This window comes from Methylobacterium sp. UNC300MFChir4.1, assembly GCF_900110155.1.
Lineage (GTDB): Bacteria > Pseudomonadota > Alphaproteobacteria > Rhizobiales > Beijerinckiaceae > Methylobacterium.
In genome coordinates, this window is record NZ_FOCS01000026.1 from 15,295 (window position 1) to 36,180 (window position 20,886).

A 20,886-nucleotide genomic window follows, 5' to 3' on the forward strand; every position below is an offset into this window, starting at 1 on the left:
GACCACATAACCGGATCTTTATGACTTGGCCGGAAGGTGGCGCATCTCCTGCCGGACGGTTCCAGAACTTCCGATGCCGATCCTCGCCTCGCTCCGCGCCCGCATCCTGGCGGTGGCGCTCGCCCCGTGCCTCGCCTTCGCGGGGGCGGCGGGCCTCGCCGTGTCGGACCAGTGGGCGCGCCGCGCCGAGATGGGCCGGGTGGAGGGCCTGGTCGGCCTCGCCTCCCGGATCAGCGCCTTCGTGCACGAGGCCCAGCGGGAGCGCGGCGCCTCGAGCCTGTTCCTGGGCGCGAAGGGCGCGCAGTTCGGCCCGGAACTGGCGGCCCAGCGCGTGCGCACCGACGCGGCCCTCGCCGGGCTTCCCGAGGCCATGAAGGCCGCGACGGGCTTCGGGCCGGTCTTCCAGGCGCGCGGTGAGGGCTTCGCGCGGGCGCTCACCGGGCTGGCCGCGCAGCGCCGGGCGGTCGACGCCCTGACGGCGGCCCCGCCGCAGGCCGTGGCCTACTACACGGGCCTGATCGGGGAGGGGCTCGGCCTGGTGCGGGCCATGGGCGGCGCGATCGACGAGGCCGGCCTCGCCGCCCGGGCGAACGCCTACGCGGCCTTCCTGGCGCTGAAGGAGGCCGCCGGCCAGGAGCGGGCCGCCGCCTCGGCGGTCTTCGCCTCCGGCACCCTCGACCTCGCGGCCGCCCGCCGCCTCGCGACCCTCGCGGCCGACCAGGCGACCTATGCCGGCCTGTTCCGGGCCGGCGCCGAAGCGGGGCAGGCGAACCTGCTCGACGCCGCGGAGGCGACCGAGCCGTCCCGCGCGGTCGCCCGCCTGCGCGCGGGCGTGCAGGAGACGATGCCGGGGACACCCCCGGCCTTCCGCGACGCGCCGGGGTGGTTCCGCCTCGCCACGCAGCGGATCGACGCCCTCAAGGGCGTGGAGGATCGGCTCACCGCCGACCTGGTGGCGGCCGCGGGGGCGGCGCACGCCCGCGCCGAGCGGATGCTGGCCCTCTGGGCCGCCGGCGGGCTCGCCCTGTTCGCCCTCTCGGCCGGCCTCGCGGTCTGGCTCGGCACGGCCATCGCCCGGCCGCTCTCCCGGATGGCCGGGGTGCTGACCGCGATCGGCCGGGACGCGGGCACGGCCGACCTGACCATCCCGACCGGCGGGCCGCGCGAGGTCCGGGCGATCGCCGCGGCCGCCCTGGCGTTCCGCGACAGCGTCGCCGAGCGCCGGGCGGCCCGGGCCGCGCAGGAGCGGCTCGCCGCCGAGACCGCGGCGGCCCAGCGCGCGGCCGCCCTCGGCCTCGCCGACAGCTTCGAGCGCCAGGTCGGCGGGATCGTCGAGGCCGTCTCGGCGGCGGCGGCCCAGCTGGAGGCCTCCGCGCACGGGATGGCGCGGGCCGCCCAGGACACGACCGATCTGAGTCGGGCGGTGGCGGTGTCGGCCGATTCGGCCGCCCGCTCGGCCGACACGGTGGCGGCGGCCACCGAGGAGCTCACCGCCTCGGTCCGGGAGATCGGCGTGCAGGTCGGGTCCTCGGCGGACCTCGCGGCGAACGCCACGCGGAGCGCCGACGGCATGGCCGGGGAAGTCCACCGCCTCGCCCAGGCGGCCGGCAGCATCGGGGAGATCGTCGCGATCATCTCGCAGATCGCCGGCCAGACCAACCTGCTGGCGCTCAACGCCACCATCGAGGCGGCCCGCGCCGGGGAGGCCGGCCGCGGCTTCGCGGTGGTGGCCGCCGAGGTCAAGACGCTCGCGGAGCAGACCGCCAGGGCCACCGAGGAGATCGCCGGCAAGGTCGCGGAGATCACCGGATCGACCGAGGCCTCGGTCCGGTCGATCGGCGGCATCACGGCGGTGATCCGCGACCTCGCGCGGATCGGCGCCGAGATCGCCGCCATGGTCGAGCAGCAGGGGGCGGCCACCGCGGAGATCGCCCGGACCACCGCGCAGACCTCGCAGGACACACGCGGCGTCTCGGGCCACATGGCCGGTGTCGGCGCGGCGGCCGGCACGGCGAGCCAGGGCTCCGCCCAGGTGCTGCGGGCGGCGGCCGACCTGTCCCGGCAGGCGGGCGACCTGCGCGGCGCCGTCGAAGGCTTCCTGGCCCGGGTCCGCGCGGCCTGAAGAGAGGCTTCCGGCGGGTCGAGCCCCCTGGCGGCGTCGGGAACCGTCTCGGCGCGAGGCGGCCCGGGGAACCGATGACGGGCTTGCGGCCGCCACGACACGCCGCGCTCCCTGGGCGGCACGGCGATCCAGGGCTTCGAGGCCGAACGAGCCCACCGCCACGAAGGCTCCGCGCCGGCCGCGAGAGGGCACGGGGACGGTGCACGCCCGGAACCCCGGGGCTTCAGCGCGGGATCCGGGCCGGATCGCCTCCGGGTTTCCGGCCCCGTCGGGAATCAGTCGGGAATCGCGAAACCGATCGACAGACACAGGGCCGCGACGGCCGTCAGGGCCATGGCGGCCTGACGGACCTGACGCCAGCGCGCGCTGCGCGCGCGCTCCTCCGGGCTGGCGCCGAGCTGGAGCTCGTCGTCGAAGCCCGTCACGAAGGATTCGAAACTCGGGAAGGCGCGCCGCGCGAGCCAGATCCACACGCCGACGGCGATCAGGCCGAGGACCCAACCGCCGTAGGTAAACGCATCGTCCAACATCCGGCGCAGCCCTCGAGACGACGCCCCCCTCGCGACTTATTCTACGGGAAGTTGCGAAGATTGCCTAGGCGGAAGAAGGGCTTCCGGTGGCGGTTCCGTGTTTCCGAACGTGTCTCGCCGGGACCGATCGGGTGCCGGTCCGGCCGCGTCCCCGTCGCGCGTCCGTCACGGCCCCGGCGGGTTCCTGTCGCTCCCCTGTCAGTCTCTTGTCAGTCTCTCTCGCGGCCGAGGGCGTAGAGGGTGATGGCGGCGGCGTTCGAGACGTTGAGGCTGCGGATCGCGCCCGAGAAAGGGATCCGGGCCAGGACGTCGCAGCAGCCCCGGGTCCGCTCGCGCAGGCCCTTGCCCTCGGCACCCAGCACGATCACCAGCGGCCGCGCGATCGTCAGCGCGTCGAGGCTCTCGGGCGCGTCCGAATCGAGGCCGACCCGGGTGAAGCCGCGCTCGCCCAGGGCGATCAGGGCCTCGGCGAGGTTCCGGACGGTCACGAAGGGCACGTGCTCCAGGCCGCCGGAGGCGGATTTCGCCAGGACTCCGGTGGCGCCCGGCGCGTGGCGCGCCGTGGTGACGATCCCGGCGACCCCGAAGGCCGCGGCGGTGCGCACGATCGCCCCGACATTGTGCGGGTCCGTGATCTGGTCGAGCGCCAGCAGCAGCGCGTCGGCGGGCAGGTCGTCGAGGCCGGGCGCGGGCAGGGGCTCGGCCTCCAGGTACAGGCCCTGGTGGACGGCGTCCGGCCCGAGCAGGCGGCCGATGTCGCTCGGCCGCACCAGCTCCGGGGTGATCCGCACGGCGCCGCCGAACTCGGCCTCCAGCCGCGCGGCCGCGTTCTCGGTGGCGAGCAGCCGGTGCAGGCCGCGCTGGGCGTTGCCCAGGGCCTGCACCACGGGATGCCACCCGTAGAGCACGGTCGGCCCGTCGCCGCCCTCCTCCCACGGGCGGGACGCCCCGCCCGGGCGACCTCCGGACCGGGGGGCGGGGCGCCGGGGCCCGTGCGGGCGGGGCCGGGCGGGGCGTCCGCCGGGCGGCCGGGCGTCGTCGCGGCGATCCGTCATCGGGCCGCGATCGGCAAAGGGGCCCTGGGTCGGGCGAGGCTGGGTCGGGCGAGGCTGGGCCAGACGAATTCGGGCAAGGGGGGCATCGGCGCGCTCTTCTCTGAGGGCCCTGTCGGAAGGAGCCGAGAAACCGGGCGGCATCGCGCGCGTCAAGCCGGCATCACACCGGGAACTGCCGGCAGCCCTCGGGGATCCAGGGCCAGGACGATTGACGGAGCGCGCCGGCACGGCACCGGATTCCGTCGCCGACCCGTCAAGTCGGGACGGTCCTCCCGCGTAGGAATGTGGAAAACGAACTCATATTCCCTTTGTGACCTGTGCATGTGCGGGCGCGACACGGTCGTTCGTCAGAACGAACGGGCTGGTCCGCAGTAGGAAGATTATCTGGGAGAATCTCTCAGAGAGTCAGTTCAGCAAGTTATATGGGGTGGCGAATTCCGCATCTGTGCCAGGGCCTTGGCCTGCATTCGCGCATTCGACTCTGCGCCGGCCCGCATCGGACTCTGCGTCGCGGCGTATCCGATTCTGCGCCCGGACGGCCGGTCGGCGTATCGGAATCTGCGCGGCGGCGTATCCGATTCGGCGCGAATCCGGGCCCGGAGCGGTGAATAACGGGGACGGACACCGAGCGGTCCCGCGTATCGGACTCTGCGTGGGATCGCCGGGGGAGCGGGGCCCGTATCGAACTCTGCGCGTGCCGGCCCGGGAGCCGGCCGTGAAGGGAGCAGTGTCGGCCCGCTTTCCGGCGCGTCCCCGCGACCGGGGAAGCGTGGATTGCCGGGACAAGGCCGATCGGACGGGGGCCGCGGCGGGCGAATCGTGGCATGGCAGGATCGGGCCGTCCGTCCGCCTGGCGGATCGACGGCCCGTGTACCGCGGGCCGAGGGGCGATGAGCATCGAGGAGAAGATCGCCGGGATCCACGACCCGGACCTGCGGGCCGAGATCGAGGCGGCGCGCGGCGGCTTCCTGTTCGCGCAGATCGTCGAGCACGTCCTGCACCGTCAGCGCGAGCGCGATGCCCAGGCCGCCCTCCTGGGGGAGGAGGAGAGCCGCCGGGCCGGGCTGTCCCGCGACCAGCGCCGCCGCGACGCGGTGCGCCTCGTGATCGAGAACGAGCCGGCCGTCCCGTCGAGCCTCCAGCACATCCACTCGGTCCTGGCGCTGTGCGGCCTGCCCTACCGGGACCCCGGGCCGGTGCGGGAATTCTCCCGCAGCTACGGCCGCAACTCGCTCAACCTGATCGCCGGCCGGATCAAGGACCCGGAGACCGGCGCCTTCGAGCCCCAGGGGCTGCCCTACGGCCCGAAGGCCCGGCTGGTGCTGCTGCACCTCTGCACCGAGGCCGTGCGCCAGCGCAGCCCCACCGTGAAGGTGGCCGAGACCCTGTCGGGCTTCATGCGGGAGATGGGCTTCGCGGTCACGGGGGGCGAGCGGGGCACCATCCGCCAGTTCAAGGAGCAGCTGAACCGGCTGGCCGCCTGCTCCATGCAGATCGGCCTCTGGGACGGGCGCGACAGCGCGACCACCCTCAACGTCCCGCCGTTCCGCAGCCTGGAACTGTGGCGCCCCCGCGCCGGGGAGGGGGACGACGAGGCCGGCCGCACGGTGCGCTTCGATCCCGAATTCTACGAGACCCTGATCCGGCACGCCCTGCCGGTGGACCTGCGGGCGGCCCGGGCCTTCTCGGGCTCGGCGCGCAAGCTCGACCTGCTGTTCTGGACCGGCTACCGCCTGCGGTCCCTGCAGCGGCCGCTCCGCCTGACCTGGGCCAACCTCCACGCGCAGTTCGGGGCCGAGAACGCCTCGATCCGCAGCTTCCGCCAGGCGTTCAAGGCCGATCTCGCGCATCTGCGCGAGGTGTTTCCGCGGCTGCCGCTGGTGCTCGACGACGGCGGGCTGACCCTGCACCCGGCCGATCCCAGCACGCTGCTCGTGCCGCCTCGCCCTGCGGCTAAGGGAATACGGAAACGCCTCAAGGAATAGAACAGGGATCGCTGCCTCTCATTCCCTCAGGGAATGGCTGCCTGACGGAATATGTGACGGCGGCTATTCCCTGAATGGCGCGGAATGAGATATGTGTTCCGTCCGCCTGGAAGGAACATCACGTGGCCCTGTCGGATTCCGAGATCGCGGCGCGGCTCGCCGCGCTGCGACGCCAGCGCGAGGCGCTCGATCGGGAGATCGCCGATCTCGTCCTCTACCAGGAACTCGGCCGCCGGCTCGCGGCCGGCGGAGCGGACGCGCGGCCGGACCCGGCCCCGAAGCCCGATCCGCCGGCAGGGCCACGCCGAGACCCGGCCGACGAGCCGCCGCGGGGGCGGGACGTACGGGACGTCCTAGAGGCCCGGTCCGGATCGCTTGCCGACGCGGCGGGCGCGGCCCCCGGGCACTGGGGCGCGCGGGCCGGTCCGGCGGCGCGGTCCGCGGGGGCGCCCGGTCCCGTCGGCGCCGCCGGACCGATCCCGCCGGCGATCGCCTTCACGGAGGACGCAGCCGGCGCCCGCCGCTACGGCCGGGCCGTGGTGCAGGCGGCCTGCGCGGCGATCGCGCGGGCGGGCCGGCCGCTGCACGCGGCCGAGATTTTGGAGGTGCTCGCCGGGCAGGGCTTCACCCTTCCCGGCCGGGATCCGGTGGCGGCCCTGAACACGCGCCTGTGGAAGCGGTCCGGGCCGGGCGGCCCCCTGAACCGGGTCGCCGAGGCCACCTACGCCCTGGCATCCATCCCGGGATCCGCCCCGGCATGGCCGGGACCGGAGCCCGCCTGAGGGGCGCCGGTCACGAAGACGTGAGGCCGGACCCCGCCGGCTCCCCCCTATTGGGGGGGCGCCGCGACGGGCGATCTGCTTGGCTGCGCGCCGGCAGACGGCGTCCCGGCCGGGGAGGACGTGCATGAACAGGATCGGCCGTGATCGGATGATCGGGCGGGCGCGATGACCGCGGCGCTCGCCGCGCCGGCCACGCAGGTCTGCGCCTTCATGCTCGGCTGCGCGCTGGTCCACGTCGCCCGCGGCCACGCCGATCTGATCACGCGGCTCCTCGCCGTCACGGCGGTCGGCGCGGCCGTGCTGGTGCTTCTCGTCGCGTCCCTCGACTACGCGCCGGAAGGCGGAACCTTCGACGAGGTCACCGTCTACGCGGCCTCCTGATCCGGGCCGCCCGATCCGGCCGCTTGGCCCATCAGGGGCCGCTCAGTTGACCAGGCAGAAGCCCTGACCGGTGCCGATCCGGCGCTCCTGCGCGCACCAGGGCTTGGACGCGCCGGGGCCGGTCGCCGGAACCTTCAGGCTGGCGGTCGTCTGCGCGGGGTCGGCGGCGGTGCCGCGGAGGGTGAGGCTGCCGACGGGCACCCGGCCGGGCGCGGGCCGGAGCGCGACCGGATCGGAGCCGGCCTCCGCTCGCGATCCCGGCGCGACCGCGCCGTCCGGTGCCGGGAGCGCGGGGCTCGCCGCCACCGGTTGCACCGGGTCGGGCGGGCTCAGGGTCGCGAGGCCGGGCATGTCCTGCGCCGCCGCGGCGCCGCACAGGACCAGGCAGGCGGCCGAGGCCGCGAGGAACCTGATCATCGACGAAGCTCCTGACGAGAACCATTCCGCCGGCCGGTCCCGCGGGCCGGACCTGCCGTGAGGCTGAGTCTGGCCTCCCGCTCGTTAAAGGGGCGCGAAGATTCAGGATTAACCGGTTTTGAAGATCGCCGTCTCCCCGGAGGCGGACAGCCTTGACGGCCCGCGCGGCGGGCCGCCGTCGTCCGGGAATGGAGGCCCGGCGACCGGGTGCGGACGCGGCGCGGAGCCGCTCCCGATCGCGCCGGGAACGGCTCCGCGCCGTCGTTTCGGGCCGTCGGTTCGGGCCGTGTCGCCGCGAACCGCCCCGGGTGGGCGGCGCGCCCTCCGCCCGACGGGTCTCGCCGCCGGCGGAGGGCGCCAGGGCCCTCAGTGCGCCAGGGCCCTCAGTGCGCCGGGGCCGCCACCGCGGCGGCGAGCCGGTCGTGCGGGACACCCGACCCGCCCACCACGGCGATCCGGCTGCCGCCGGCGCTGCGCCGGCTCGCCCAGTCGCCGATCATCTCCAGGCAGGTGTGGTCGATGGCCGCGAGGTTGTCGGTGGCGAGGCGGACCTCGCCGCCCGCGGGGGTCCGCTCCAGGGCCGCCGTGAGGCTCGGCAGCTGCAGGAAGGTCGCCGCCCCCGACAGGCGCAGCTCCGGCACGCCGGGCACTTCGGGGGCCGCCGCGTGCTCGATCCGGAGCCGTCCCTTGCGCAGGCTCGGCAGGGCCTGGATCAGGCTCAGGGCGAGGCCGGTGAGCACCCCGGTGAGCAGGTCCACCGCCACCACGGTGGCCATCGTGGCGAGCCAGATCGCCGCGGTCAGCCAGCCGTAGCGGGCCTGCAGGTGCAGGGCGTGGGCCGGGCTCGCCAGCCGCCAGCCGGTGACCACCAGGATGCCGGCGAGGCTCGCGGTCGGCACCAGGGCCAGCAGCCAGGGCAGCGCGAGCAGGAACGCCAGGATCCAGGTCCCGTGCATCACCGTGGCGGCGCGGCTCACGGCGCCCGCCTGCACGTTGGCCGAGGAGCGCACGATCACCCCGGTCATCGGCAGCGCGCCGACGAGCCCGCAGATCAGGTTGCCGATGCCCTGCGCGCCGAGTTCCCGGTTGAACTGGGTGCGGGGACCGTCGTGCATCCGGTCGACGGCGGCCGCCGAGAGCAGGCTCTCGGCGCTGGCGATCACCGCGATGACCAGGGCCATGATCAGGATCTCGGCCTCGGCGAGGCGCGCCCAGGATTCGGCCGCCGGCAGGGCGAGGCCGGAGAACAGGGCCTCCGGCACCGCCACGCGCTTGACGGCGAGATCCCCGAATCCCGCCACGAGGCTGCCCGCCAGCACGCCGACGAGCGCCCCGGGCAGGAGCCGGAGCCGCGCCGGGCGCAGCCGCTCCCAGGCGATCATCGCCGCGATGGTGATCCCGCCGACGATCACGGCCCCGGTGCGGTCGCCCGTGCCGCTGACGAAGTTGAAGAACGCGGCCGGGATCGCCACGAGGTTGTCGAGGCCGCTCGCCCGGGGGAGGGCGTCGGTCAGGACGTGGATCTGGGCCAGCACGATCAGGATCCCGATGCCGGCCAGCATGCCGTGCACCACGGCCGGCGAGATCGCCCGGAACCAGCCGCCGACCCGCAGGGCGCCGGCGACGAGCTGGACGAGGCCCGCCACCACCAGGACGGGACCCAGGGCGTCGAGACCGTGCGCCTGCACGAACCCGTAGACAATCACGGCGAGCCCGGCGGCGGGCCCGCTGACCTGGAGCGGCGAGCCGGCGAGGAGGCCGACCACGATGCCGCCGACGATGCCGGTGATGAGGCCGCGCTCCGGCGGCACGCCGGACGCGATGGCGATGCCCATGCACAGGGGCAGCGCCACCAGGAAGACCACCACGGAGGCGGGCAGGTCCCGGGCGAGGCTCGCCCGGACGGCGCCGTCCGGGGCGAGGGCGCTCTGCAGGCTCGTGGTCAGGCGGCCGGGGGCGCGCATGGTCAGGCCGCCTGCAGGCGGCTGCTGGCGGAGGAATCCTGCGCCACGGGCATGTCGGCCCCGGCGATCGGCCGGAATTGTCCGCTCGCGCCGTCGTAGGCCAGGAGGGCACCGGTCTCGATCTCGAAGAACCAGCCGTGCAGCCGCAGGGAGCCCTTGGCCAGGGCGGCGGCGACGCTCGGATGGGTGCGCAGGTTGGCGAGCTGGACCACCACGTTCTCCAGGGCCAGGGCGTGGTGGCGGGCCTGGGCGTCCATCCCCTCGGGATAGGCCTCGCAGACGATCCGCTCGGCGGCCTCGGCGTGGCGCAGCCAGGCCGCGACGCTGGGCATCCGCTTGAGCAGGTCCCGGTTCATCAGCCCCTTCATGGCGCCGCAATCCGAGTGGCCGCAGACCACGATGTCGCGCACGCCGAGGGCCACCACGGCGTACTCGATCGCCGAGGAGACGCCGCCGACCACGTCGGAGGCCGGGGGCACGATGTTGCCGGCGTTGCGGCAGACGAACAGGTCTCCGGGCCCCGCCTGGGTGATGTGCTCGGGCGAGACCCTGGAATCCGCGCAGGCGATGATCAGCGCGCTCGGGTGCTGACCGTCGCGCACCAGCTGCTGGTACATCTGCCGCTGGCCGGGGAAGACGCTGCCCTGGAAGCTGGCGATGCCCTGGATGAGGTTGTTCATGAAGGGTCCCTGAGGCCGGGAGAACCGGAAGGCGAGAACGGGGAAGGGCGATGCGCCGGAGCGCGCAGCGGTGTTCGGTCGGCTCCGCCCGGCCGGAGGGGCCGGGCGGCGGGTCTCGGTGTCGGGTGACGTGTCGGGTGTCGCGTCGGAGGCCCGGCCTCCGAAGTCTCAGCGACGGACCCGGCGGCGCTCCGCGGTTCCGGAGGCCCAGTGCGGGTCGACGACCTGGCCGCGCGCCACGGTGGCCCCGGCCCTGTCGTGAACCATCGGCGCCCCGAGGAGCTGCCCGGACCCGGAGCGCTGCGAGTGCAGCGAGCGCGGGTCGTGGTGCGGGTCGTTGATGTAGGAGCTCATGTGGCCGCCGCCGGCGGCCTGCCGGCTCCCGCCGCCGCCTTCGCCCGCCTGCGCCGCCAGGGGCGCTCCGAGGATCCCGGCCAGGAGGGCGAGGCCGAAGGCGGGACCGGCCGCGCGGCCGCGAACCGGGAGATGTCGGGACTGGGTGCGGGACTGGATCATGGCGTTTCCTCGCTGTTCGACTTGTGGCGAGGGACACCGCATCCCTGCCGATAAGTCGACCCTAGTCTACATTTTCGGAATAGCGTGTGCGCATCGGCACATTGTATCGACGAAAGCTTTAATCCGTGGCGTAAGTACTATCGTGTGCGTCCGCGCACGTCTTTGTCCATCTTGATAGAGGGGCCGGGATTAAGGACAGATCTGGCGCCGACGGCGCGGGTCCGCGGCGCGCAGGGCCGCGCGGCCGCCCTCGCACCGCGGACGCGCGCGCTGTCGGGTGCGGTCGGGTGCGGTCGGGACGACGGTCGCCCGGGCCGGAGCGGGGTCAGGCCCGTCCGGTGTGGAGACGCGCCGCGGGCAGGGGATTGGCCGCCACGTAGACGAGGCCGCCGGCCTCGTAGGTGAGGCTGGCCGTCCTGCCTCCGGCGAGGCCCCGCTCGAGCAGGCGGGTGCCGAACCCCTTCCGCGACGGCGAGACGACCGGCGGGCCGCCGCACTCGCGCCAGGTCAGCCGCAGGGTCTCGGTGTCGGGACCCGCCTCCACCGTCCAAGCCAGCGCGGCCCGCCCGCCCGGAACCGACAGGGCGCCGTGCTTGACCGCGTTGGTGCACAATTCGTGCAGGATCATCGTGAGCGCGAGGGCGCCCTCGGGCGGCAGCCGCAGGTCGGGGCCGTCCAGGGTGATGCGCGGGGTGTTCGCACCCGGAGCGTCCCGTTCCGCAGGGTCACGATCCGAAGTCTCCCGACCGGAGGAATCCCGGTTCGACGGATCGCCGCCCACGGGGTCCGGACCCAGGAAGGGCCGCACCGCCTGGGCGGCGATGCCGCGCAGATCCGCGCTCGCCCAGCTCTCGCGGGTCAGGATGTCGTGGGCGCGCGACAGGGCGAGGAGCCGCGCCTCGAAGGCGTCGCGCCCGGCCGCCGCGCCGGCGCCCAGATTCTTCAGGCTCTGCGCCGCCATCGCCTGCACGGTGGCGAGGGTATTCTTCACCCGGTGATTGAGTTCGTCGATCAGCAGCCGGTGGGTCTCGGCGCGCCGGGCCCGCTCGTCCGCCGCCGCCGCGAGGGCGTCGGCGATCGTCGCGCCCTCGCGCACGAGGGAGCGGGGCAGCGTCGGCAGGGGCTGGTCGCGGCCCAGGGTCTCGGCGGCGGCCGCCAGATCCAGCAGGGGGCGGGCGATCAGGCCGGCGAGCAGCCACGCGAGCAGCGCCGCCGCGAGGGCCACCGCGCTGCCCGCCGCCAGGATGCCCCCGCGCAGGGCCGCCACCGAGGTGAGGGCCCGGTCGGCCGTCTGCCGCACCACCACCTGCCAGCCGAGGCCCGGATAGTCGCGGTGGCCGGCCGTGGACGCGCGGGCGCTGAGATACGCGGCGCCGTCCGGCCAGGGGCCGACCCGGCTCGTGCCCTCCGGATCGAGGGGCCGGCCGCCCGCCAGGACCGAGCGGGGCAGGGGGGCGCCCTGCAGGGCGGGCGGCCCGAGGAGCACGGTGCCGTCGCGGGACAGGATCAGGATCTCGGCGCCCTGGCGGTGGCCCCGGAGGCCAGCCTCGAGGATGCGGGCCATGTCGCGCGCCCAGGTCCAGTCGAGATGGGCGGCCAGCACCCCGAGGACGCGGCCGTTCGGCGCCCGCACCGGCGCCGCGACGTCGAGGAGCCGCAGGGGCTCGCGCGACGCCGCGCGCGCGGCGGCCTCGTCCGGGGGCATCAGCGCCTCGAGGAGCTTGGCCGGGTGCACGTCGCCCACGTAGGGGCCCGCGCGGCCGCCGCGGAAATAGTCGCGGCCGGAGACGTCGGCGCCCTCCAGGGCGCCGGTGCTGGTGACGGAGAAGCGCCCGTCGGCGTCGATCAGCCCGATGATCGAGTAGGCCGGGTAGGTCGCCTGGAGCCGCTCCATCACGGCGCGCTTGGCGGCCGTTCCGGTCCCGGGATCGCGCAGACTGTCCGAGGCGGCGGCGATCTGGATGTCGCGCCAGCGCTCGAACATCCCGATATCGAGGCCCCGGGCCATCTGACCGGCGATCTCGGCGAGCTGGCCGCCGACCTCCGCCTCGAGCCGTCGGGTCGCCTCGCGGCTCACCAGGGCGGCGAGCGTCAGGGTCGTCAGGAAGCTGAGCGTGCCGAAACCCAGGGCCAGCACGACGCGCAGCCGCGGCGCGCGCCACCGGTCACGCCATCCGCCGCGGCGGCCGGTCCTGTCCGCGGGGCCGGCGCAGGGCGCCGCAAGGGATTCCGATCGCGCGACCGCTTGCATCCGATCTCCCTGGGATCGGCCGGCTCCCGGTGGAGGGAGATCGTGCCCGCGATCCCGTCTCAGCACGCGGGGCAGGCCTCAGCAAGGCGGAAACGGGCCTCGGCGATGCAGAATTTCTATCGGGAGTTGCAAATCTGCACCCCGTCGTCCCCCGGCGTCTGGGTGCGGTCCGGGCTGCCGGCCGGGGCCTCAGTCCTCGAGAAGGGCGTGGGCCGCCCGGACCAGGAGCCCGCCCGGCCGGCGCAGGGCGTCGAGCACCGAGAAGTGCTCGGCCCCGGGGACCGGCAGAAGGGAGCCGGGGGCGTGGGCCGCCGCCCGCAGGGCGTGCAGGTTGCGGGCGTCGTGGATCAGCGCCGGCAGTTCGCGGGAGCCGTAGGCGATGCAGAGCGGCTTCGCGATCACCGGGAGCCGCAGGGGCGACAGGGTCTCGATCTCGCCGTCGGTGAGGCTCAGCTTGGCGTCCAGGGAGGTCTGGCGGATCGGCGCGAGGTCGTAGACGCCGGAGATCGCCAGACCCGCCGCCACCGCCGGATGGCCGAGCTGCATCGCGGTGAGCAGCCCGCCCGCCGACCAGCCCGACAGGATCAGGGGACCGCGGATCCCGCGCGCGGTCCCGTGGGCGGCCAGCCAGTCGAGGGCCGCGCCGATCTCCGCCACGATCCGGGAAAGGCCCGCCTCCGGCGCCAGGGTGTAGCCGACCATCGCCACCGACCAGCCGGCGGCGTTCGGGCCCTCCGCGAAGCAGGCGAACAGCTCCCGGGCGCCCCGCTGCCAGTAGCCCCCGTGGATGAAGACCAGGCAGGGCGCCGCCGCGTCCCGCGCCGGGTAGAGGTCGAGGGCGTTGCGGGCGCCGGGGCCGTAGGGCACGTCGAGGCCGGCCGGATGCGCCGCCCGATAGGCGGCCGAGGCCGCGTCCCGGGCGGCCACCTGGGCGGCGCTGTCGGCCACCGCGCGGGTGTTGTCGTAGCAGGCGTCCCGCGCCTCCTGCGCGAGGATGTCCCAGCGGCGGCGCGGATCCGCGGGGGTCGGATCGTCCAGGCGGAACTCCAGCACCATCGTGTCCGTCTCGGGCCGCTGCGGTCGCCCGCACCATGGCAGGCGGCCGGGCCCGGGTCGAGGCGGTTCAGAAGCCGGGCGTGGCACCCGGGACGGTGCCGCCGTAGCCCCAGCCCGTGAGCGGCGGCGCCGCGACCCGCTCGCGCGTCGCCGGCGCGACCGTGCGGGCGAGGGGCCGGGGCCGCTGCCAGACCCGCCAGAGCGGACGGTCGCGCGCCGCCATGCGGGCGAGGGTCAGGTCCATGTCGGAGGCCGCGCGGTGATGCGGTCGCCCGGCGGGGCGCGCGGCCTGCCGGCGGGCCTCGGCCGGGGCGGCCAGCAGCAGGGCCGTCGGCAGGAGGAGCGTCGGCAAGAGGAGCGTCGACAGGAGGACGGCGAGGATCGGGGCGGGACCGGGACGCATGGTCGGGGCTCCGGGACGAGCGGGCCGAAGGGGCCCTACCCGGCGGCTACGCCCGAACGTCGTCCCGGTTCCGGGTCTGCGCCGCCGGGCGCCGGGCATTGCCCTGGATCCCCGGAAGGCCGAGAACTCCGGCGGATGCCGCGCCCCTCCGAAACCGATTCGGGAGGGGCGGTGTGCCGGCCGCGGCCCGGCCAAGACCTAGCCAAGACCTAGCCAAGACCTAGCCAAGACCCAGCCAAGACCTGGCCAAGACCCAGCCAAGACCTCCCCAAGGCCTCCCCACGACATGGGATCCATGACAGAGTCCGCACAGACCGCCACGCCGCGCCCCGGCACGCCCGATCCGGCGGCGCTGCTCGCCGCGCTCGTCGCCTTCGACACGGTGAGCGCCCGCTCGAACCTGCCTCTGATCGACTGGGCGGAGGCCTATTGCCGCGACCTCGGCGCCGCGGTCGAGCGGGTGCCGGATCCGACGGGCCGGAAGGCGGCGCTGCTGGTCAGCGTCGGGCCTTTCGAGACGCGCCCCGGCTACGTGCTCTCCGGCCACAGCGACGTGGTGCCGACCGACGGCCAGCCCTGGTCGTCGGACCCGTTCGTCCTGCGGGAGGAGGGCGGGCGGCTCTACGGGCGCGGCACCTCCGACATGAAGGGGTTCCTCGCGGTCTGCCTCGCGCTCCTGCCCGAGATGGTCGCGGCGGAACTCGCCACCCCGATCCACATCGCGATCTCGTACGACGAGGAGATCGGGTGCCTCGGCGTGCGCCCGCTGATCGCCCGGATGCTCGAGCGCGTGCCGCGGCCGCTCGGCTGCTTCGTGGGCGAGCCGACCGGAATGGACGTGGTGGTCGGCCACAAGGGCAAATCGGCCGCCCGCCTCACCTTCCGCGGCAAGGCCAGCCACTCGGCCCTGGCGCCCCAGGGGGTCAACGCGGTCGAGTACGCCGCCCGCTTCATCGAGCATGTCCGCCTGTCGGCGGAGGCCATCGCCCGGGACGGCGCCCGCGACGCGCTCTACGACGTGCCCCACACCACCGGCCTGTCGAGCGTGGTCCGGGGCGGATCGGCGCTCAACATCGTGCCCGACAGCTGCAGCGTCGAGTTCGAGTACCGGGCGATCGGCGCGGACGATGCCGCCGCGCTGGCGGCGTCCGCGATCGCCTACGCCACCGGGACGCTGGCGCCGCTGATGCGGGCCGGCGATCCGGCCTGCGGCGTCGCGGTCGAGCCGCTGATCGATTATCCGGGCCTCGACACCGATCCGGAGGCGGCGATCGTGACCCTGGCCAAGCGCCTCGCGGGCCGCAACGGCCACGCCAAGGTCTCGTACGGCACGGAGGGCGGGCTGTTCGAGCGGCTCGGCGGCGTGCCGGCCGTGGTGATCGGGCCGGGCTCGATCGCGCGCGCCCACCGGGCGGACGAGTACGTCACCCGCGACGAACTCGAGGCCTGCGCGGGCTTCGTGCGGCGGCTGATCGGCGCCTGCGTGACCGGCTCCGCGGCGGCGTCCCAGGGTGCGCTCCCGGGCTGAACCGGCCACCGCGCCGGTCGGGCGCGCCGCCGGTCCGCGGAGCGTCCGTCGCGCGGCGCGATCTCACCAGGGCGATCTCACCAGGGGATGCGGCCGAAGCGGTCGACCAGCCGCCGGTACTCGGCCTCGCTCTCGGCCCTCGACGTCCCGCCCTGGCCGACATCCGAGCTTCCGGAGCCCGGATGCACGAGGCGGCACACCAGCGGCAGGACGAAGCCGTGGCGCGCGAGCTGCACGTTGGGGCCGCCGAGCTGGAGGACGTTGGCGAGCCACGGGCGGACCAGGGAAGCGTGCTGCAGCGTGACGGGCGCCGTCGCCTCGACGAGGTGGGCGCGGCGCAGGCCGGTCTCGGCGAGGCGGCCGAGCCACTCGTTGTCGTAGTGCCACTTCGCGGCCGGGCTGATCGCGCCGACCTGCGCGAAAGTGGCCCGCCGCATCAGCCAGCCCGACGGCGTCGCGAAGTCGTTGATCCGCACCACCTCGCCGGCCTCGTCGGTCTCGAGCTGCGTCGAGGAGACGAAATCGAAGCGGTCCAGGGCGCGGACGGCGACGCCCAGATAGGGCGGCAGCCAGCGATCGTCGTCCTCGAGGAAGCCGACGAGGTCCCAGCTGTCGTCGACGGCGGCGATGGCGGCGTTCAGCGCGGGGATCTGGCCCTTGCGCGCGCCGCGCGCGAAGGTGACCTGCGGGTGCGCGGCGAGCCGTGCCGGGATCTCGGTCCCGGGATCGGTCCCGACGAAGAAGTGGATCGTCGCCGGCCGGTCGAGCTCCTGGGCGTTGGCGCTCGCGATCGCGTGCTCCAGGAAGTACGGGCCGGCCTCTCCGGCCAGGGTCGAGGGTTTGAGCCGCGACGGCGTGATGATCGCGATTCGCATGGTCAAGGCTCGCCGGTTCTGCGGATACGGTTTGCGGTCCGGTTCCCCCGATCTGCGCGCCGTCACGCGTGATCACCGCGCGTCGACCGAGAGAGACTTGCAGAACTGGAGCCGAGACGGGACCGTGCCTGTCAAGTCTCGGACGATCGGTTCGGGTAGAGTTCAATAATGATCGAAAAAGTTTCGAGTTACTGTATACATCGCGATCGATCGGTCGGCCGAGAATCGATCCGAAATTCTGAAAATTTCCGGTGTTCCATTATTTTCGCGAAACGGCTTGAATCATTGTTGCCGCGATGCCACCCTCGCTCGAAGAAGCGCGGCATGCCGGGCGGCAGAGTCACTCCCGGCCGGCACCGGCCCGTCGCGGAGGAAACCTTCGCGCCGCTCGCGGCTTGGATCAGCGCCTTGGATCACCGCCTTGGATCAGCGGTCCGCACCGGGCCGGGTTGAGGGAGACCCTTCAGAGCATGGCCAGCCTCAGCGTCGCGATCGCGTTCGGCGTCCGCCTGCTCCTCGTGCTGCTGTTCCTGCCGTTCAGCGCCCTCGACAAGATCCTGAACTTCAGGGGCGCGGTCGGGCAGGCGCGGCAGGCCGTGCACGCCACCGCGCCCGCGGCGGCGCTGATCCTGATCGGGCTCTGCGTCGAGATCGGGATGTCGCTGTGCATCCTGACCGGGACCGCCGACCGGGCCGCCGCCTTCGTGCTCGCCGGCTATTGCGGGGTGACGGCGCTGCTGTGGAAGCAGTTCTGGGTGCCGGGGGATTTCTGGGCCGGGGGCAGGGGCCGCGAGCTGTTCTGGGACTTCCTGAAGAACTTCGCGCTGGCGGGCGGCTTCCTGCTCATCACCTTCGGCACCGGCGCCGGGACGGTCCAGGACTTCCTCGCCGATCCGCTCGGATCGACCCATCCCTACGCGATCGCCGACCGGGCCCGGCCGTAGCGGGGCGCGGTCTGCGGGGCTTGGCGCGGCGGGGCTTGGCGCGGCGGGGCCCTCAGCCCCTCAGAGCCCCTCAGCCCTTCGGCACGGTGGCTTCCATGGACGGGCGGCGCTCGAACTCCGCGTACCAGGCGGCGACCGCCGGGCGGCCCTCCCGCCACGCGAGATCGGGGAAGCGCAGGTCCAGGTAGCCGAGCGCGCAGCCCAGCGCGACCGTGCCGATATCCAGCGCCGGCATCCCGCCGACCAGGCTCTCGAACCGGTCCAGCGCCGCGCGGATCTTGCCGACCTGACCGGCTTCCCAGGCGTCCCAGCGGTGGGGCTCGGGACGCAGCACCCGCTCGTAGCGGGTGAGCAGCGCCGCATCGAGCAGGCCGTCGGCGAGCGCCTGCCGGGTCAGCGCGTCCCAGCGGGCGGCGCCCTCGGGGAACAGGCGCGGGCCGGCGGAGAGGTTGTCGAGATACTCGCAGATCACCCGGCTGTCGTAGAGGGCTGTGCCGTCCTCCAGCACCAGGGCGGGGATCTTGCCCAGCGGATTGTGGGCGGCGACCTCCGCGGAGGGGCCGGTCGGCGAGGCCCCCGCGACGGTGACGGCGATCCGGTCGATCAGTCCCGTCTCGTGGGCGAGGACCAGCACCTTGCGGGCGTAGGGAGAGGCGGGGGAGTAGAGGAGCTTCATCGGACCGTCCCGGTTTGGTCTCAGGCGCCGTGATCGCGGCGCCGGGACCTTGCACCGATACCGCGGGGAATCCAGTCCCCGGCGCCCCGCCGGAGGCTCAGACCTTCCGGGTCACCCTGGAGCCGGCATGGACCACCCGGCTGCGGCTCCGGCCCGGGCTCGGGCGTCGCACCCGCACCCGCTGGCGCCAGACGAGGATGGCGCTCGCCACCCGATCGAGGACGAGCATGCACAGGCTGCCGACGATGGCGAGCACGCAGGCGGCCCCGATCAGGACGCCCCAGATCCCGGGGGCCGGGATGATCATCAGGCACAGGAGACCGAAGACGGCCGCGCCAGGTATCCACTTCGCCATCGCGCCGTCCGCCTGAACCAAGGGTGTCGCTCGGGCACAAGCTGCACCGAGACCCTTAAGAGGGTTGGTTCGACTGGTGTGTAGGCGAATAGTTTTGTCTCTAGAAGATATGAATCTGTCAGTCTCGGTTTATGTACGGTAAATACAGCGGTGAATATGGTCGGTCAGCGGCGTCCCGGGACCTGATCTCAATCCACCAGCGACAAGGTCCGTCCGGCGCTGACCAGATGGTAGAATCGGCCGTCGAACATCTGCATCACCGCCTCGGTGGCGGCGTGCGATTCCGGGCGGATCGACGAGGCGAGGCAGGCGTCCAGGGCCGCCTGGTCGGGGAAGTCCATCTCCAGGATCATGGCGATCGGCCGCGCGTCGTCGTCCTTGGAGACGAGGCGCTGGACCCGCACGGCGGTGACGCCCGGGAACCGCCGCCAGAACGGCTCCAGCTCGTCCCGGACCCGGCGGAAGAACTCCTCCTCCCGCCCGTCGCGCACCGTGCCCTCGTAGATCGCGGTCCTGGTCAGCATCGGCCGTCCCCCGGAAGTCCCCGTCAAACCCCCGGGTCAACCGCCGGCGGCGGGGATCGCTCCCCGCGATGATCCGGCAGCGCTCCGGCAGCGCTCCGGCAGCGCTCCGGCAGCGCTCCGGCGGTGACAACGCGCACCGGCTGTCGGCGGAATCGGCCGCCGGCGGGACGGACGGGCTTCTCCCCCGCGGCCGGTCGGCGTATCCAGGGACAGCCCATCGTGACGATGCGGGAGAGACCGGGATCTTCCCAGCAGAGGGGACCCGGCGCCGACGGAGCAACCGCCCCGGAAACTCTCAGGCACCGGAACCGTGTCGTCAGGGCGATCTGGAGAGTGGTGCAGCGGGCTGAAACCGTGGGCACCCGCCGAAGGGGACGTCCGTGCCTCGCCTCGCCAGGGCGGGTCGGATCAAGCTCTCAGGCACCGGGACAGATGGGGCGCGCAACCGGCCGACCGCACAGGGCGGCCTTCCCGCGTCCCGACGTCTCGGAGTCCCGAACCATGACCCACATCGCCGTGATCGGCGCCGGCATCACCGGCGTGACGACTGCCTACGCGCTTAGCCGACGCGGCTACCGCGTCACCGTCCTCGACCGGCAGCGCTACGCCGCCATGGAGACCTCCTTCGCCAATGGCGGCCAGCTCTCGGCCTGCAACGCCGAGGTCTGGAACAAGCTCTCCACGGTGATGCAGGGCCTGCGCTGGATGCTGCGCCGGGACGCGCCGCTGCTGATGAATCCCAAGCCCTCCTGGCACAAGCTGTCGTGGATGGCCGAGTTCGTCCGCGAGATCGCCCATTACCGGGAGAACACCGTGGAGACGGTGCGGCTGGCGCTGAAGGCCCGGGAGGCCCTGTTCGCCATGGCCGAGGCCGAGGGGATCGACTTCGACCTGAAGACCCGCGGCATCCTGCACTTCTACCGGGACCGGGCGAGCTTCGAGAAGGCGACCGCCGTCAACGCCCTGCTGCGGGAGGGCGGCCTGGAGCGCTACGCCGTGACCCCCGAGGAGATCCGGGCGATCGAGCCGACGTTGGCCGGGCGCTACCACGGCGGCTTCTTCACGCCCTCGGACGCCACCGGCGACATCCACAAATTCACCCGCGGCCTCGCGGCCGCCTGCGCGCGCATGGGCGTCCGCTTCGTCCAGGACGCCAGCGTCGAGACGATCGCGCCCGGGGAGGGGGGCTACGCCGTCGGCTGGCGCGAAGCGGGCCGGCCGGCCGGCGACGCGCGGGTCCTGCGGGCCGACGCGGTGGTGGTCTGCGCGGGCTGCGCCAGCCGGCACTTCGCGGCGATGCTGGGCGACCGGGTCAACGTCTACCCGGTGAAGGGCTACTCGATCACCGTGAACCTGCTGACCCCGGAGGCGCAGGCGGCGGCCCCGGAGGTGAGCATCCTCGACGAGGCGGCCAAGATCGTCACCAGCCGCCTCGGCGACGAGCGCCTGCGGGTCGCCGGCACCGCCGAGTTCAACGGCTTCAACCGCGACATCCGCCACGACCGGATCGAGCCGCTGGTCGACTGGACCCGCGAGCAGTTCCCGCGCGTCGACACCGACCGGGTGGTGGCCTGGAGCGGGCTGCGACCGATGCTGCCGACCATGCTGCCCAAGGTCGGCCGCGGCCGACTGCCCGGAATCTTCTACAACACCGGGCACGGCCATCTCGGATGGACCCTCTCGGGCGCCACCGCCGAGCTCGTCGCCGGGGCGGTCGCCGCCGAGCACGCCCCGGAGCCGACGATCCTGCCGCTCGCGGCCTGACCCGGGTCTCCGAAGGGCCCGAGGCCCTTCGGCAGGTTGTCAGGGCAGAGCCCTGACGCGCAGCGCGGCGCGCCGTCC

Annotated in this window: 20 protein-coding genes and 2 riboswitches; of the genes, 7 read left to right on the forward strand and 13 right to left on the reverse strand. The window is 74.0% G+C overall.

Features of this window, described 5'->3' with window-relative positions; genetic code table 11:
• Positions 1 to 73 precede the first annotated feature (73 nt).
• A complete protein-coding gene (locus BMY19_RS25315; RefSeq protein ID WP_100253311.1) occupies positions 74 to 2,122 on the forward strand; it encodes a methyl-accepting chemotaxis protein in 2,049 nt (682 codons plus the stop codon).
• 275 nt (positions 2,123 to 2,397) lie between these two features.
• Here BMY19_RS25315 and BMY19_RS25320 read toward each other — a convergent pair whose 3' ends face one another.
• Positions 2,398 to 2,652, reverse strand: coding sequence for a hypothetical protein (locus BMY19_RS25320; protein ID WP_026605300.1), 255 nt, complete (start codon positions 2,650 to 2,652; stop codon positions 2,398 to 2,400).
• Between the two features lie 209 nt (positions 2,653 to 2,861).
• Positions 2,862 to 3,707, reverse strand: coding sequence for a TrmH family RNA methyltransferase (locus BMY19_RS25325; RefSeq protein ID WP_082558017.1), 846 nt, complete (start codon positions 3,705 to 3,707; stop codon positions 2,862 to 2,864).
• A gap of 890 nt (positions 3,708 to 4,597) precedes the next feature.
• Between BMY19_RS25325 and BMY19_RS25330 the strand changes: the two genes are divergently transcribed.
• From BMY19_RS25330 to BMY19_RS25340, 3 genes are all read left to right on the forward strand, one after another.
• The gene (locus tag BMY19_RS25330; protein ID WP_091677303.1) at positions 4,598 to 5,692 is read left to right on the forward strand and encodes a replication protein RepA; all 1,095 of its coding nucleotides are present in this window, start codon (positions 4,598 to 4,600) and stop codon (positions 5,690 to 5,692) included.
• Positions 5,693 to 5,814: 122 nt separating this feature from the next.
• Positions 5,815 to 6,474 (forward strand): hypothetical protein, encoded by a 660-nt coding sequence (locus BMY19_RS25335; RefSeq protein ID WP_100253312.1) that lies wholly within the window; start codon positions 5,815 to 5,817, stop codon positions 6,472 to 6,474.
• Positions 6,475 to 6,639: 165 nt separating this feature from the next.
• Positions 6,640 to 6,855, forward strand: coding sequence for a hypothetical protein (locus tag BMY19_RS25340; protein ID WP_100253313.1), 216 nt, complete (start codon positions 6,640 to 6,642; stop codon positions 6,853 to 6,855).
• Between the two features lie 42 nt (positions 6,856 to 6,897).
• Here BMY19_RS25340 and BMY19_RS25345 read toward each other — a convergent pair whose 3' ends face one another.
• The 7 genes from BMY19_RS25345 to BMY19_RS25375 all read right to left on the reverse strand — a co-directional run bounded on the left by BMY19_RS25345 (position 6,898) and on the right by BMY19_RS25375 (position 14,142).
• Positions 6,898 to 7,272, reverse strand: coding sequence for a hypothetical protein (locus BMY19_RS25345; RefSeq protein ID WP_091677294.1), 375 nt, complete (start codon positions 7,270 to 7,272; stop codon positions 6,898 to 6,900).
• 383 nt (positions 7,273 to 7,655) lie between these two features.
• The gene (locus tag BMY19_RS25350; RefSeq protein ID WP_244535015.1) at positions 7,656 to 9,236 is read right to left on the reverse strand and encodes a SulP family inorganic anion transporter; all 1,581 of its coding nucleotides are present in this window, start codon (positions 9,234 to 9,236) and stop codon (positions 7,656 to 7,658) included.
• Positions 9,237 to 9,238: 2 nt separating this feature from the next.
• Positions 9,239 to 9,916 carry a carbonic anhydrase gene (locus BMY19_RS25355; protein WP_020095513.1) on the reverse strand — a complete coding sequence of 226 codons (678 nt, stop codon included), beginning with the start codon at positions 9,914 to 9,916 and terminating at the stop codon, positions 9,239 to 9,241.
• 168 nt (positions 9,917 to 10,084) lie between these two features.
• The gene (locus tag BMY19_RS25360) at positions 10,085 to 10,432 is read right to left on the reverse strand and encodes a hypothetical protein (protein ID WP_244492266.1); all 348 of its coding nucleotides are present in this window, start codon (positions 10,430 to 10,432) and stop codon (positions 10,085 to 10,087) included.
• A gap of 325 nt (positions 10,433 to 10,757) precedes the next feature.
• Positions 10,758 to 12,683 carry a sensor histidine kinase gene (locus tag BMY19_RS25365; RefSeq protein WP_100253314.1) on the reverse strand — a complete coding sequence of 642 codons (1,926 nt, stop codon included), beginning with the start codon at positions 12,681 to 12,683 and terminating at the stop codon, positions 10,758 to 10,760.
• Positions 12,684 to 12,872: 189 nt separating this feature from the next.
• A complete protein-coding gene (locus tag BMY19_RS25370) occupies positions 12,873 to 13,739 on the reverse strand; it encodes an alpha/beta hydrolase (RefSeq protein WP_100253315.1) in 867 nt (288 codons plus the stop codon).
• 67 nt (positions 13,740 to 13,806) lie between these two features.
• On the reverse strand, positions 13,807 to 14,142 hold the full coding sequence (locus BMY19_RS25375) for a hypothetical protein (RefSeq protein ID WP_100253316.1): 336 nt from the start codon (positions 14,140 to 14,142) through the stop codon (positions 13,807 to 13,809).
• A 295-nt stretch (positions 14,143 to 14,437) separates the two neighbouring features.
• On the opposite strand from BMY19_RS25375, the gene argE reads away from it, so the two are divergent.
• Positions 14,438 to 15,670, forward strand: a complete 1,233-nt coding sequence (gene argE, locus BMY19_RS25380) for an acetylornithine deacetylase (protein WP_100253317.1) — start codon at positions 14,438 to 14,440, stop codon at positions 15,668 to 15,670.
• Between the two features lie 77 nt (positions 15,671 to 15,747).
• On the opposite strand, the gene BMY19_RS25385 is transcribed toward argE, so the two are convergent.
• On the reverse strand, positions 15,748 to 16,545 hold the full coding sequence (locus tag BMY19_RS25385) for a glycosyltransferase family 2 protein (RefSeq protein WP_100253318.1): 798 nt from the start codon (positions 16,543 to 16,545) through the stop codon (positions 15,748 to 15,750).
• 470 nt (positions 16,546 to 17,015) lie between these two features.
• On the opposite strand from BMY19_RS25385, the gene BMY19_RS25390 reads away from it, so the two are divergent.
• Positions 17,016 to 17,489, forward strand: a complete 474-nt coding sequence (locus BMY19_RS25390) for a DoxX family membrane protein (RefSeq protein WP_042673314.1) — start codon at positions 17,016 to 17,018, stop codon at positions 17,487 to 17,489.
• Positions 17,490 to 17,559: 70 nt separating this feature from the next.
• Here BMY19_RS25390 and BMY19_RS25395 read toward each other — a convergent pair whose 3' ends face one another.
• From BMY19_RS25395 to BMY19_RS25405, 3 genes are all read right to left on the reverse strand, one after another.
• Positions 17,560 to 18,165: a glutathione S-transferase gene (locus BMY19_RS25395; RefSeq protein WP_091981296.1), complete on the reverse strand. Its 606-nt coding sequence runs from the start codon at positions 18,163 to 18,165 to the stop codon at positions 17,560 to 17,562.
• A gap of 97 nt (positions 18,166 to 18,262) precedes the next feature.
• Positions 18,263 to 18,520 carry a hypothetical protein gene (locus BMY19_RS25400; protein WP_100253336.1) on the reverse strand — a complete coding sequence of 86 codons (258 nt, stop codon included), beginning with the start codon at positions 18,518 to 18,520 and terminating at the stop codon, positions 18,263 to 18,265.
• 188 nt (positions 18,521 to 18,708) lie between these two features.
• Positions 18,709 to 19,044, reverse strand: a complete 336-nt coding sequence (locus BMY19_RS25405; RefSeq protein ID WP_056529955.1) for a hypothetical protein — start codon at positions 19,042 to 19,044, stop codon at positions 18,709 to 18,711.
• A gap of 218 nt (positions 19,045 to 19,262) precedes the next feature.
• A riboswitch (glycine riboswitch) is annotated at positions 19,263 to 19,365 on the forward strand.
• Between the two features lie 3 nt (positions 19,366 to 19,368).
• Positions 19,369 to 19,478, forward strand: a riboswitch (glycine riboswitch).
• 67 nt (positions 19,479 to 19,545) lie between these two features.
• Here BMY19_RS25405 and BMY19_RS25410 point away from each other — a divergent pair.
• On the forward strand, positions 19,546 to 20,808 hold the full coding sequence (locus BMY19_RS25410) for a D-amino acid dehydrogenase (RefSeq protein ID WP_100253319.1): 1,263 nt from the start codon (positions 19,546 to 19,548) through the stop codon (positions 20,806 to 20,808).
• The last annotated feature ends 78 nt before the right edge of the window (positions 20,809 to 20,886 follow it).

What these genes read in the sequence shown, in the direction of transcription:
- BMY19_RS25315 (WP_100253311.1), top strand. Translation starts at nt 74, where the DNA reads ATGCCGATCCTCGCCTCGCTCCGCGCCCGCATCCTGGCGGTGGCGCTC.
- BMY19_RS25365 (WP_100253314.1), bottom strand. Translation starts at nt 12,683, where the DNA reads ATGCAAGCGGTCGCGCGATCGGAATCCCTTGCGGCGCCCTGCGCCGGC.
- BMY19_RS25360 (WP_244492266.1), bottom strand. Translation starts at nt 10,432, where the DNA reads ATGATCCAGTCCCGCACCCAGTCCCGACATCTCCCGGTTCGCGGCCGC.
- BMY19_RS25385 (WP_100253318.1), bottom strand. Translation starts at nt 16,545, where the DNA reads ATGCGAATCGCGATCATCACGCCGTCGCGGCTCAAACCCTCGACCCTG.
- BMY19_RS25350 (WP_244535015.1), bottom strand. Translation starts at nt 9,236, where the DNA reads ATGCGCGCCCCCGGCCGCCTGACCACGAGCCTGCAGAGCGCCCTCGCC.
- BMY19_RS25330 (WP_091677303.1), top strand. Translation starts at nt 4,598, where the DNA reads ATGAGCATCGAGGAGAAGATCGCCGGGATCCACGACCCGGACCTGCGG.
- BMY19_RS25405 (WP_056529955.1), bottom strand. Translation starts at nt 19,044, where the DNA reads ATGCTGACCAGGACCGCGATCTACGAGGGCACGGTGCGCGACGGGCGG.
- BMY19_RS25345 (WP_091677294.1), bottom strand. Translation starts at nt 7,272, where the DNA reads ATGATCAGGTTCCTCGCGGCCTCGGCCGCCTGCCTGGTCCTGTGCGGC.
- BMY19_RS25340 (WP_100253313.1), top strand. Translation starts at nt 6,640, where the DNA reads ATGACCGCGGCGCTCGCCGCGCCGGCCACGCAGGTCTGCGCCTTCATG.
- BMY19_RS25320 (WP_026605300.1), bottom strand. Translation starts at nt 2,652, where the DNA reads ATGTTGGACGATGCGTTTACCTACGGCGGTTGGGTCCTCGGCCTGATC.
- BMY19_RS25370 (WP_100253315.1), bottom strand. Translation starts at nt 13,739, where the DNA reads ATGGTGCTGGAGTTCCGCCTGGACGATCCGACCCCCGCGGATCCGCGC.
- BMY19_RS25390 (WP_042673314.1), top strand. Translation starts at nt 17,016, where the DNA reads ATGGCCAGCCTCAGCGTCGCGATCGCGTTCGGCGTCCGCCTGCTCCTC.
- BMY19_RS25395 (WP_091981296.1), bottom strand. Translation starts at nt 18,165, where the DNA reads ATGAAGCTCCTCTACTCCCCCGCCTCTCCCTACGCCCGCAAGGTGCTG.
- BMY19_RS25400 (WP_100253336.1), bottom strand. Translation starts at nt 18,520, where the DNA reads ATGGCGAAGTGGATACCTGGCGCGGCCGTCTTCGGTCTCCTGTGCCTG.
- argE (WP_100253317.1), top strand. Translation starts at nt 14,438, where the DNA reads ATGACAGAGTCCGCACAGACCGCCACGCCGCGCCCCGGCACGCCCGAT.
- BMY19_RS25375 (WP_100253316.1), bottom strand. Translation starts at nt 14,142, where the DNA reads ATGCGTCCCGGTCCCGCCCCGATCCTCGCCGTCCTCCTGTCGACGCTC.
- BMY19_RS25355 (WP_020095513.1), bottom strand. Translation starts at nt 9,916, where the DNA reads ATGAACAACCTCATCCAGGGCATCGCCAGCTTCCAGGGCAGCGTCTTC.
- BMY19_RS25325 (WP_082558017.1), bottom strand. Translation starts at nt 3,707, where the DNA reads ATGACGGATCGCCGCGACGACGCCCGGCCGCCCGGCGGACGCCCCGCC.
- BMY19_RS25410 (WP_100253319.1), top strand. Translation starts at nt 19,546, where the DNA reads ATGACCCACATCGCCGTGATCGGCGCCGGCATCACCGGCGTGACGACT.